The 10840-nt window shown below is 69.5% G+C and carries 12 protein-coding genes; 9 read left to right on the top strand and 3 right to left on the bottom strand.

The window, feature by feature from the left end; translation table 11 throughout:
* Positions 1–117 precede the first annotated feature (117 nt).
* The 4 genes from ABZS54_RS39735 to ABZS54_RS39720 all read left to right on the top strand — a co-directional run bounded on the left by ABZS54_RS39735 (position 118) and on the right by ABZS54_RS39720 (position 2439).
* Positions 118–639 carry a helix-turn-helix transcriptional regulator gene (locus ABZS54_RS39735; RefSeq protein WP_355547276.1) on the top strand — a complete coding sequence of 174 codons (522 nt, stop codon included), beginning with the start codon at positions 118–120 and terminating at the stop codon, positions 637–639.
* The gene (locus ABZS54_RS39730; RefSeq protein WP_355547267.1) at positions 639–1304 is read left to right on the top strand and encodes a glyoxalase; all 666 of its coding nucleotides are present in this window, start codon (positions 639–641) and stop codon (positions 1302–1304) included. The genes ABZS54_RS39735 and ABZS54_RS39730 overlap by 1 nt, the downstream gene beginning before the upstream one ends.
* A 131-nt stretch (positions 1305–1435) precedes the next feature.
* Positions 1436–1849 carry a VOC family protein gene (locus ABZS54_RS39725; protein WP_355547264.1) on the top strand — a complete coding sequence of 138 codons (414 nt, stop codon included), beginning with the start codon at positions 1436–1438 and terminating at the stop codon, positions 1847–1849.
* Positions 1850–1974: 125 nt separating this feature from the next.
* Complete coding sequence (locus tag ABZS54_RS39720) at positions 1975–2439, top strand: YdeI/OmpD-associated family protein (protein ID WP_355547261.1); 465 nt, start codon at positions 1975–1977, stop codon at positions 2437–2439.
* Positions 2440–2693: 254 nt separating this feature from the next.
* On the opposite strand, the gene ABZS54_RS39715 is transcribed toward ABZS54_RS39720, so the two are convergent.
* Positions 2694–3497 carry a MerR family transcriptional regulator gene (locus tag ABZS54_RS39715; RefSeq protein WP_355547273.1) on the bottom strand — a complete coding sequence of 268 codons (804 nt, stop codon included), beginning with the start codon at positions 3495–3497 and terminating at the stop codon, positions 2694–2696.
* A gap of 46 nt (positions 3498–3543) precedes the next feature.
* Between ABZS54_RS39715 and ABZS54_RS39710 the strand changes: the two genes are divergently transcribed.
* Complete coding sequence (locus ABZS54_RS39710; RefSeq protein WP_355547270.1) at positions 3544–4023, top strand: DUF6194 family protein; 480 nt, start codon at positions 3544–3546, stop codon at positions 4021–4023.
* A gap of 304 nt (positions 4024–4327) precedes the next feature.
* On the top strand, positions 4328–5131 hold the full coding sequence (locus ABZS54_RS39705) for a hypothetical protein (RefSeq protein ID WP_355547259.1): 804 nt from the start codon (positions 4328–4330) through the stop codon (positions 5129–5131).
* Between the two features lie 70 nt (positions 5132–5201).
* On the opposite strand, the gene gyrB is transcribed toward ABZS54_RS39705, so the two are convergent.
* Positions 5202–7235, bottom strand: coding sequence for a DNA topoisomerase (ATP-hydrolyzing) subunit B (gyrB, locus tag ABZS54_RS39700; RefSeq protein ID WP_355547256.1), 2034 nt, complete (start codon positions 7233–7235; stop codon positions 5202–5204).
* A 416-nt stretch (positions 7236–7651) separates the two neighbouring features.
* Positions 7652–8152 carry a TetR/AcrR family transcriptional regulator gene (locus ABZS54_RS39695; protein WP_355547253.1) on the bottom strand — a complete coding sequence of 167 codons (501 nt, stop codon included), beginning with the start codon at positions 8150–8152 and terminating at the stop codon, positions 7652–7654.
* A gap of 227 nt (positions 8153–8379) precedes the next feature.
* Here ABZS54_RS39695 and ABZS54_RS39690 point away from each other — a divergent pair, with 227 nt between their 5' ends.
* From ABZS54_RS39690 to ABZS54_RS39680, 3 genes are all read left to right on the top strand, one after another.
* Positions 8380–8508 (top strand): hypothetical protein, encoded by a 129-nt coding sequence (locus ABZS54_RS39690; protein ID WP_355547250.1) that lies wholly within the window; start codon positions 8380–8382, stop codon positions 8506–8508.
* A complete protein-coding gene (locus ABZS54_RS39685) occupies positions 8505–9617 on the top strand; it encodes a D-2-hydroxyacid dehydrogenase (RefSeq protein WP_355547248.1) in 1113 nt (370 codons plus the stop codon). The genes ABZS54_RS39690 and ABZS54_RS39685 overlap by 4 nt, the downstream gene beginning before the upstream one ends.
* 383 nt (positions 9618–10000) lie before the next feature.
* A complete protein-coding gene (locus tag ABZS54_RS39680) occupies positions 10001–10681 on the top strand; it encodes a hypothetical protein (protein ID WP_355547245.1) in 681 nt (226 codons plus the stop codon).
* Positions 10682–10840: the final 159 nt, after the last annotated feature.

The raw sequence follows: 10840 nt of genomic DNA, 5'->3' as shown, positions 1-10840 counted from the left end.
TGTGGGGGGGGGCCGGCACCCCCCGCGTGGGGGGGGGGGGGGCCCGCCGGGGGGGCCCCCCCCCACGCTCGAAGACGTCGATGGAAATGGAAGATGAAAGACGAAGGGGAGGGTCTCATGTGTAAGCCTGAATGGCGGCGTGCACGCGTCCAGGCGCAGCGCCTGGCTGATCTCGCGCGGTTGCGTCGTGTCCGAGACCGGATCGACAGGGAATACGCGCAGCCGCTGAACGTGGAGGCGCTCGCCCGTGATGTGAACATGTCCGCCGGGCACCTGAGTCGGCAGTTCCGGGCCGCCTACGGTGAGTCGCCGTACTCGTACCTGATGACGCGTCGCATCGAGCGGGCGACGGCGCTGCTGCGGCGGGGCGACCTCAGCGTCACCGAGATCTGCTTCGCGGTCGGTTGCGCGTCGCTGGGAACGTTCACCACCCGCTTCACCGAGCTGGTCGGCATGCCGCCCGGGGCCTTCCGGCGCCAGGCGGCGGATGCGGCGGCCGACCATGCCGATGCTGCGGGTAGGGCCGGCGGTGCGGGGTCGGCGATCAAGGTGGAGGGCATGCCGGCGTGCGTGGCGAAGCAAGTCTCGAGACTGGTCAGGAATCGAGAAGCCCCGACCGCCGCGCGGCCCCTAGCGTGATGGTCATGGCAATCACCGCTTCCACCGCAGCCGACACGTCCCTCGCGTGCGTCACCCTTGAGGTGGCCGACCCCGAGGCCGCTCGCCGCTTCTACCGCGCCTTCGGCGTGGATTCGTACATAAGCCTGCGGGCGTCCGAGGCGCACTCCACCGGATTCCGTGGCTTCACGCTGGCCCTCACGGTGTCCGGGCCGGCCACCGTCGACGGCTTCGTCGGCGCCGCCGTGGACGCCGGCGCCACGGTGCTCAAGCCCGCCGCGAAGTCCTTGTGGGGCTACAGCGGCGTCGTCCAGGCCCCGGACGGGACGATCTGGAAGATCGCGACCTCCGCGAAGAAGGACACCGGCCCCGCCACCCGCGAGATCGACCAGGTCGTCCTGCTCATCGGCGTCGAGAGCGTGAAGGCCACCAAGCAGCTCTACGTCGGCCGGGGCCTGACCGTGGCCAAGAGCTTCGGTGGCAAGTACGCCGAGTTCGCCCCCGGCCAGTCCGACCGTCTCACGCTGGCGCTGTACAAGCGCCGTGCCCTGGCCAAGGACCTCGGCGTCCCCGCCGACGGCACCGGCTCGCACCGCATCGTCCTCGGCGGCACCGCCGACGCTTTCACCGACCCGGACGGGTTCGCCTGGGAGTCTGCCGGGTCGCTCGCCTCCACGCCGTCCTGACTCCCGGCCCCACTCCCGCCCCGCTCGACCCTCCTGTCATACCGATTGACCGGCGAGCACGCGCCGGTGTGACAGCCGGGCCCCGGCCCGGATGTCCGGCACGCAAACACCTACATCGCAAGGAGCAACGCATGAAAGCGCACGTCAGCTCGATCCTCCTCGGTGTCCGGGACATGGACCGGGCCAAGCAGTTCTACACCGAGGGGCTCGGCTGGAAGATCAAGAACGACTACGGCATCTCGGTGTTCTTCGACTCGGACGGCGCCTCGCCGGTCGGCTTCTACGCTCGCGAGGGTCTGGCCGGCCAGGTGGGCACGGACCCGGAAGGCAGCGGCTTCAGCGGGCTGGTTCTGACCTACGTCGTCCGCAGCGAGGCACGGGTCGACGAGATCATGGCGGAGGCCCGGAACGCCGGCGCCACGATCCTCAAGCCCGCCGGTGCTCTGCCGTGGGGCGGGTACGGCGGCACCTTCGCCGACCCGGACGGCTACATCTGGAGTCTCGGCTACAGCGCCCCGGAAACCGACCAGCCCTACGCCGAGTAGCCGCGATCTCTTGCCTCACAGCCGCCCGGGACGGCGCGGCGCGTTCCGCAGCCGTCCCGGACACGGCGATGGTCCCGGTATGGGAAGTGGGAACCGCCATCGGAGCCGGGCGGGCCGGATCCGCGGTGAGGCGGCAGAACAACAGGAGAAAGATCATGAAGTTTTCGGCCCACGTCGAGCCGCCCGAGCCCATGCGGGGCCTGGAAGTTCCGCCCGAGGTGGTAGCAGCGCTCGGCGCCGGTGCGCGGCCGCCCGTGACGATCACGGTCAACGGGCATTCCTGGAAGAGCCGGGTCGCCATCCTGCGAGGCCGCCACCTGCTCGGCCTCAGCAACGCCAACCGGCAGGCCGCGGGTGTCGCGATCGGCGAGGAGGTCGAGGTCGAGGTCGAGCTCGACACCCAGCCGCGCGTCGTCGTCGAGCCCCCGGACTTCGCCCGAGCCCTGGACGACGACCCCGCCGCCCGCGCCGCATACGACGAGCTCGCGTACAGCCACAAGCGTGAGCATGTGCGCGCCATCGAGAGCGCGAAGCGGCCCGAAACGCGCCGACGGCGCATCGAGAAGGCCATCGCCACCCTGCGGGGCTGACCCCCGAAAGCAAAGGCTCCGGCGGCACTGCAATCGCCGTGCGGAGGCCTGACCCTGCCCAATTCCTCCTGAAGGGACAAGTCCTGGCCTGTGAGTTCGCGCTGGGCGCCGTGACCAAGTACTGGCCGGGCGACACGATATCCAGCTCGGCGTACTCCGCGAAGTTCGTCGATTGGGGTTACCCGTCCTGAATGCGCTTCTTCTGCGAGCCCGATCGCAGCCGCTTCAACAGTGTCGAGGAGGAGATGGCGCCCTCACGCACGGACACGGCCTCCAGGTGCGTGAACGGGCGCTTGAAGTGCGACCAGCTCGGGCCTTGGGCGGTCTGCTTCGGCCGTGACGACGGCCGCCAGGTCGGCGCCCGCTCGGAGCAGCGCCACGGTCCGAATGGCGATCCGGTCGAGGCGTTGTTGCAGGATGCGTTGGGTCTCTCCCAGGCCGTCGAGTCGGCCCAGGGAGGCCATGATCTCGCGCACTGCGGGAATGCTGTAACCGCTGCCGCGGAGGGCCGCAACGATTCGGGCCGCTCCGGCGGCTGAAGGACCGTAGCGGCGTGCTTGCAGTGACGTCACTCGCTCGGGGGTGACAAGCCCTTCCTGCTCCCAGAACCGCAGGGTGGAGGGACGTACATCGAGCGCCCCGGCGAGCTCGGTGATCGTCATCGCGTCACTGTCCTGCTCGAACTCGGGTGTGTGCGCTTCGGCCTGGATCGCGCGCAACGCTTGTTGGGCACGAAGGACCTCCTCTCGTTCCCGCGCGAGCCGAACATGGACCGTGCTGATCGCCGAGGCTGCCTCCGGAATCGTCACGGTTCGCAGTTCCGCGAGCATCTGCCGGGCTGTGACGGGCCCGACAGCACCTGCGAGTCCTCTATAGGCGCGAAGGGCGTGCACGTGCAGCGGTGTGTAGGAACGGTAACCGTTGCTCGATCGCACGGCTGGGGGAATGACTCCCAGCCGTTCCAGGTCGCGAACCTGTTGCACCGAGTACCCCGACTCCATGGCGACGTCGGTGGTTCGAAGCGGTACCCGTTGCGAACCGCTCACCGGCTCGCCCATCGCCAACCCCACATAGGCACTTGAAGGTGATGCTTGAACCATGAGTATGGAACAGATCATCGCGACCGTGCGAGGCTTCGCCGGCGCGCTCGTGGTCGTCCCGGAGCCGGGCAGCGACTTCCCCGAGCCTGCGTGGGGGGATGCGTTCTTCTACTACGCCCCCGACGGTCGGATTCCTCGAAACGTCCAGCCCTACGGAACGATCGTCGTCAAGAACCACCCCGGCGACGCGGCTTCCGACCTCGACCCTCCCGGCCGCCTGCGGGTGAACATCCACACCGACCGTGTGACGTTCCGAGAGCTCACGGGGGAGGAACCGCGCAGCCTCATCCGACCTCGCGACCATGCAGCCGCCGACTGCGTGATGCCGCACCCGGTATACGGGGCGCTCGGCTGGATCTCGGTCGTCAATCCCGGTGAGAGGACGACGGACACGGTCGTGCGGCTTCTGCGCAGCGCCCACGACGCCGCTCGTGCCAGGTTCGCGCGGCGACACGACCCGGGGAGGCCTCCGGAGACTCGCTGACCATGGCCATCGCGGCGTCGACCGTACCCGAGGCCGCCCGCCGTGCGGTGATCGGGAGCCGGCTGCCTGTCGTCCCGGTCCGGACGGTGGCGGTGAACACGGCCTGGGTCGATCGGACCGGGACGGCCTGCGCGCCGTTCGCCCTACCGGCCGCGCAACTCGGGCCGTCGCCCCCGCACGAAACGCCCCTCCGATCGCGAGCGGGCGGCACTCTTCACTGCGACGGCGGCACGCGGGTAGCCGGCCAAGCGTCCCGGTGTGAAGCGAGGACGAAATCCCGGTCCGTCGGTCGCTCGCCGGCGTCGTGCGTGGTGATCTGGAACCGGATCGCCAACTCGGCGCGTGTGCGCGGATCCGGTGCAGTGGTGGGTCGCCCCTGGCACAGTGCCCGCTTCAACCGAACGCAGATTGGTGCGCCAGCGCAGCCACATGGTCCAGGCGGGTCAGGCCGAACTGGCACGCACTCTGCCGGGGCCGATCATCCAACGCTGCGGCACTCAGGGCAACCGCTGACCCGCTGCCCGCTCGACCAAGGGCGCCGATTCCCGACGGCAGGCATCACGTGCTCGCCGCCGCACCCCACCTCCGGAGTCTCCGTGACCGACACCGAAGCGGTCCTCGCGACCGTGATCCTGCCCGCCTGGACCGTGCGCCTCGCACCCAGCAGTCGGCCGCAACAGCCGTGGCGGGTCGACTTCTCCTCCCTCGGCAACCACCCCGTCGGCGAGGAACCCGACCGGGCTCACCGGACGGGGCAACGGCACCGGACGCCCTCGCCCGCTGGATGGGCGCCGTCGCGGTACACGCGGCGGCGTACCGCGGGCTCGCCGCGCTGCTGATGGAGGGACTGGACGACGAGGCGTCGGAATTGCACGAGGCGTGCGAGCGGATGGCCGCGATCACCGAGACGCTGCCGGCCTCGGCCGGCGAGGCGGGCGCGGTCCGCGACGACGTCACGGCGGCGGACGTACACGCGCCGATGAACGCCGCCGCCTGGATGCGCGAGCAGGTTCCGCAGGAGCAGGCCGAGCACCTGCTCCTGCTGCTGGTCAACGGCCTGCGTCCGGACCGCGTGGACGCCGCACCCGGCAGCGTGGCCGCGAACTGACCCGCCGTCCCGGGCCGTTGGCAGGGGCCTTCGGGTCGGGCGCCCGAGGGGGCGGGAGCAGTGCCCGGGGTCAGATGTCGAGGAAGCGGACGTCCTTGGCGTTGCGCTGGATGAAGTGGCGGCGGGCTTCGACGTCCTCGCCCATCAGGACGGAGAAGAGGACGTCGGCGACGGCCGCGTCATCGAGGGTGACCCGGCCCAGGACCCGATGGTCGGGGTCCATGGTGGTGACGCGCAGTTCCTCCGCGTTCATCTCGCCCAGGCCCTTGAAGCGCTGGATGGAGTCGTCCTTGATCCGGCGGCCGTCCTGCCGGCCCCGTTCCAGCAGCGTGTTGCGTTCGCGGTCGGAGTAGGCGTATTCGACGTGATCCCGGCTCCACGTGATCTTGTACAGCGGGGGGCGGGAGAGGTAGACGTGGCCCTCGTCGATCAGTGGGCGCATGAAGCGGAACAGGAAGGTCAGCAGCAGAGTGTTGATGTGCCGGCCGTCGACGTCGGCGTCCGCCATCAGGATGATCTTGTGGTAGCGGAGTCTGGCGATGGCGAAGTCCTCGTGCACGCCCGTGCCGAACGCGGAGATGACCGCCTGGATCTCCTGGTTGTGCAGGATTTTGTCGATCCGGGCCTTCTCCACGTTGAGGATCTTGCCGCGGATCGGGAGGATCGCCTGGTACTGCGGGTTGCGGCCGGATTTGGCCGAACCGCCGGCGGAGTCTCCTTCCACGATGAAGATCTCCGCCATCGCCGGGTCGTTCGACTGGCAGTCGGACAACTTGCCCGGCAGCGACGCCGTTTCCAGCAGGCCCTTGCGGCGGGTCAGGTCGCGCACCTTGCGGGCCGCAACCCGGGCCGTGGCCGCCTGGATGGCCTTGCGCACGATGTCCGCGACCTCGTTCGGGTTACGGTCGAACCAGTCGGTCAGATGCTCATGGACGACCTTCTGCACGAAGGTGCGCGCCTCGGAGTTGCCGAGTTTGGTCTTGGTCTGGCCCTCGAACTGCGGCTCGCCGAGCTTGACCGAGATGATCGCGGTCAGGCCCTCGCGGATGTCCTCGCCGGAGAGGTTCGCGTCCTTTTCCCGCAGCAACCTCCTCTCCCGCGCGTAGCGGTTGACCACGGTGGTCAGGGCCGTGCGGAAGCCCTCCTCATGGGTGCCGCCCTCGTGGGTGTGGATGGAGTTGGCGTAGGAGTACACGCTGTCGGTGTAATGGCCATTCCACTGCAGCGCGACCTCGACCGACAGCAGCCGTTCCCTGTCCTCGGCGGCGATGGTGATGATCGAGGGATGGACCGGCTCGCCCTTGCGGGCATTGAGGTAGGTCACGAAGTCGGTGATGCCGCCGTCGTAGCGGTAGGAGACCGTCTTCGCCGCCGGGTCCGAGTCTGCTGCGTCGGCCGCGGCCGTCGCGCGCGCGAAGGGCCGTTCGTCGGTCAGGGTCAGAGTGAGCCCGCGGTTGAGGAAGGCCATCTCCCGGAAACGCCTGGCCAGCGTCTCGAAGGAGTATTCGGTGGTCTCGAAGATGTCGCCGTCCGCCCAGAACGACAGCGAGGTGCCCGTCCGTGAGGTGGCCTCGTGGCGAACCGGCGGGGCGGTGGGAGCACCGTCCCGGTAGTCCTGCGTCCACCGGTGGCCGTCGGTTCGGATCTCCGCCGACAGCCGGGTCGACAGCGCGTTGACCACCGACAGACCCACACCGTGCAGACCGCCGGAGACCGCGTACCCGCCACCCCCGAACTTCCCGCCCGAGTGCAGCACGGTCAGCACCACCTCGACGGCCGGCCGCTTCTCCACCGGGTGCATCCCCACCGGAATACCGCGGCCGTTGTCGACCACCCGCACCCCGCCGTCGGCCAGGATCGTCACGTCGATGCGGTCGGCCACCCCGGCGAGCGCCTCGTCGACGGAGTTGTCCACGAGTTCCTGCACCAGGTGATGGAGCCCCCGCTCTCCCGTGGAGCCGATGTACATTCCCGGCCGCTTGCGTACGGCGTCCAGGCCGTCCAGAACAGCGATTGCGTTGGCGTCGTACGACGCCGCCCCCATATGGCCGGTCTGCTGGGATCCGGGGGTATCGGCGACGGTGCGAGTGTCGTAAGTGGTCACGGATGCTCTCTTTCGGGCATGGCAGACCGCGCTCCCGCACCACGGTGCGGGAGCGGCCGGACAGCCGGCGAAGACGGGGCAGGGCAGCCCGAACAGGGTCCGGGGGCTCACCGGCCTCGGGGCCATTGACTGCTGGGACGTCGCCCAAGATACCGGAGACACCCCTTGGCGAAGGGGCGAGAAGACCTCCATGCGCCATCGTGCGGCCCTTATTCCTCGCGAGCCAATCCCCCCTGCCTCAACCCCTCGAAAATGCGACAGGGGGCTACTCGGGGGCTTTCTTGATGCCTTGCCGCGTGGAGTCTCCAGCACTATTTACGGCGTGACCCTCCGAGGTCACCAGTCGCGCTGCGTCAGGCCGCCGGCCTGGGTCTTTCGCCGAACCCTGCCCGTGGAGGGTGGAACGAAATGGCCGGCTACCGACCGACGTCACAAGCCATGGCGTCGCGGAGCGGCCGGACCATCGCCTCGACCGAGTCGCGTTGTTCGGCGGGACACAGGTCGGCCAACCGGTCCTGGTGCGCGACGAACGGTCGGGTGCGGGCGGCGGCGACCGGATCGCCGGCCTGGGCAAGGACACCCTCGATCCAGGCCGCGACTTTGCCCGGGGCGGCGGGTGCGGCCGACATCCGGTGGTCCAGGTACGCAGCCATCCGCCGCCGGCCGTCGTCGAGCAGCGCGACGAGCAACTCGTCCTTGGACCTGAAGTGCCGGTAGAACGCCTGATTCGACAGTCCGGACTCGCGCATGACGTCGCGCATCGTCGGATCCAGGCTGCCGGTGCGCTCGACCACCCGGTAGGTCGCGTCGACCAGCCGCCGCATCTCCTCCTCGTACGCCGCCCACCGCGCCTCCAGCGGTCGGCGCACCGCGTTGCCCATCAGACCGGCGGAGTTCGCCGCTTCGATCCCGTCCATCGGCGATCCCCACCTTCGATCCCGCGACGCTCTTGTTGGTCGGAACGCTGCATCTACTATCCAGAACAACGTTCCGGCATATGCCTTCACTGTTCCGAACCTCTCCGAACCGTTGCGACCCATCGGCGCTCACCCACCCGCCCCACCCGCGCACACACCCACACGAGGCACATCCGCAAGGTCCTCCCAGGCATCCGCGAAGGGGTCCAGACGACGGCTTATCGTTCGTGGAAATCCTGACCATGTGTCCGACCGGCTGGTTCGTGGACACCGCCGCCGCGCCGGACTACCTCGCGAACACGCACGCCGCCACGCACACCCTCGGCGTACCGAAGGACCGGAGGACATCCGCGTGATCGACCCGCCCGAGCCCGAACACAAGCCCGCCCCCGACGGCTCCGAACCCTCGCCCGTCCTCGTCGGCATCATGTACCCGTCCACCTGGGACATCCGTCCCGCACATGCGCTCGCGGCCGACCTGGACGCGGTGCGCGCGCTCGATCCCAGGCTGGAGATCGTGGACTGCCGCTACGTCGAGTCCGAGGAACTGCGCACCGCGCGCGGCCGGCCGGGCGCCTCGGACCGGCCGGAACTGCGGGATCTGGCCCCTGCGTTGACCGTCGAGCAGCGCGACCTGTTGGCCCGGGCCGAGATCGTGCTGGTGGCCGACCTGCCGTTCGACGTGGCGAACCTGGCGCCCAGGCTGCGCTGGGTACAGAGCTGTGCGGCGGGCAACGGGCAACTGCTCTCGGCCGGGCTGCCCACCGAGCGCATCCGGCTGACCACTGCGGCGGGCGTGAACGGCGCGCCGATCGCCGAGTTCGTCTTCGCCCGATTGCTCGCCTTCTTCAAGCGGCATCGCGACCTGGATGCGCTCCAGGAGGCACGGCGCTGGAAGCCCGCCTTCGGCGGGCTGATCCGGGGCAAGACCCTCGGGTTGATCGGCGTCGGCGGGATCGGGTCACAACTGGCGTGCCGGGCGCAGGCGTTCGGGATGACGGTGCATGCGACCCGGCGGCGCGTCGAGGTGCCCGCCGACCACGTGGACCGGCTCTTCCACCCGGACGACCTGCACGAGATGTTGGCCGGCTGCGACGCGGTGGTGTCGGCGGCACCGGAGACGGCGGACACGGTCGGCACGATGAACGCCGCCGCGTTCGCCGCGATGCGCGAGGGCGCGTTCTACTGCAACGTCGGTCGCGGCTCGTTCGTCGTCGAGCCGGACCTGATCGCGGCGCTGCGCGGCGGCCGGTTGGGCGGCGCGGCGCTGGACGTCGTCGGGGCCGAACCGCTGCCCGCCGACGATCCGCTGTGGGACGCGCCGAACCTGTACCTGTCCGCTCACTGCTCCAGCGCGGCGTTCGAACACTTCACCGAGGTGTTCCGGCTCTTCCGCGACAACCTGGTCCGGTATCTCGCGGGCGAGGAACTGCACAACCGGGTCGACCCGGAGGCGGGTTGCTGACGGCCGGCGCGCCCGAGCACCGACTCGACGACGACCAACGTGGGTGATCGTCCTACGTATACGGCATCCACATATTCATTCGCTCATCCATGCATCGCCCACTCACACACTCCATTCATTCACTCACTCATTCACCGAAGGACGGAGCGGTGGACGGGTCCGGGGTCGGGTCCGGTCGAGGGGATCGTGGCACAAGAAGGGGCGCGGCCAGTCGACCCGATCCCGGCTGTGGGGCCACCCACGCCCGGCCCGGTCGACCCGATCACCGTCAATCCCTCGGGATCGCACTGAGCGTCCCGCTATGCTCGCGGGGAACGGTCGATCGACGGCGAACTCCGCCGCACATCGGGTGGTTCGGGGGCGCGATGATGAACGGAATCGAGATGCAGGGGTCCCGCGGGCAGGTGCCGCCGTGGACCCCGCTGGACGACTTCCTGCTCTACACGTGCGACGTGGTCGCCGACGTGATCGAGGACCGCGTCGCGCAACGACCGCTCGTGCCCAGCCCGATCCGGCTGGATGCCGGCGATCGGGCGCTGGCCACGGGGCAGGCCGAGCGGTTCACCATGCGGGCGGCGGGCAACGGCAGTTACCGACACAGCAACATGTTCGTGTTCGGCGGCCCGGCGTTCGTGGTCGGCTCATTGGCGGCGAACGCGATCGGCAACAACGTCCGGCGCAACCACGCCGCCCGCGACGCGCAGCCGCGCTGGATGCCGGACGGCTTCGGCGAGGTCACGGTGACCATGCAACACGTGCGCCTGGTACACCCGATCGCGCCGTTGTCGCTGTACTGGAACGGCCTGGACGCGGTGGACCTGCCCGGCCCCGGCGTCTTCCAGGCCTCGTTCCAGGACACCTACGGCAACGGCTACATGAGCATCCGGCTGCACTCCGGCTGGGCCTCGCTGCTGTTCGCCCTGGCCGCGCTCGACTCCTTCCCGGCACACCCTCGGCTGCTCGCCGGCACCTGGCTCCCGCCGCACTTCGAACACCACGCCGCCGCCCACGGCCGCTACTGCCGGCCTGCGGCGAGATTGGCGATGCACCGGGCAAGCGGCTGAAGCACCGACGGACGACCGGGTCCGCGCCCTACCCTCGTGCACACGGTGGGAGTATCAGGATTTAGGCTCTGTTCCGTAGTCGGTGGTGACGCTGCGTCCTCATTGTGGGAGGAGGATGCGGTGGCGGAGGAGGTCGAATCCGGCGCGTCCGTGCATCTG

This window comes from Embleya sp. NPDC005575, from assembly GCF_040605455.1.
Lineage (GTDB): Bacteria > Actinomycetota > Actinomycetes > Streptomycetales > Streptomycetaceae > Embleya.
This window is presented reverse-complemented; position numbering and strand designations above follow the sequence as displayed.

What these genes read in the sequence shown, in the direction of transcription:
- ABZS54_RS39680 (WP_355547245.1), top strand. Translation starts at nt 10,001, where the DNA reads ATGCAGGGGTCCCGCGGGCAGGTGCCGCCGTGGACCCCGCTGGACGAC.
- ABZS54_RS39710 (WP_355547270.1), top strand. Translation starts at nt 3,544, where the DNA reads ATGGAACAGATCATCGCGACCGTGCGAGGCTTCGCCGGCGCGCTCGTG.
- ABZS54_RS39730 (WP_355547267.1), top strand. Translation starts at nt 639, where the DNA reads ATGGTCATGGCAATCACCGCTTCCACCGCAGCCGACACGTCCCTCGCG.
- ABZS54_RS39695 (WP_355547253.1), bottom strand. Translation starts at nt 8,152, where the DNA reads ATGGACGGGATCGAAGCGGCGAACTCCGCCGGTCTGATGGGCAACGCG.
- ABZS54_RS39725 (WP_355547264.1), top strand. Translation starts at nt 1,436, where the DNA reads ATGAAAGCGCACGTCAGCTCGATCCTCCTCGGTGTCCGGGACATGGAC.
- ABZS54_RS39735 (WP_355547276.1), top strand. Translation starts at nt 118, where the DNA reads ATGTGTAAGCCTGAATGGCGGCGTGCACGCGTCCAGGCGCAGCGCCTG.
- ABZS54_RS39715 (WP_355547273.1), bottom strand. Translation starts at nt 3,497, where the DNA reads ATGGGCGAGCCGGTGAGCGGTTCGCAACGGGTACCGCTTCGAACCACC.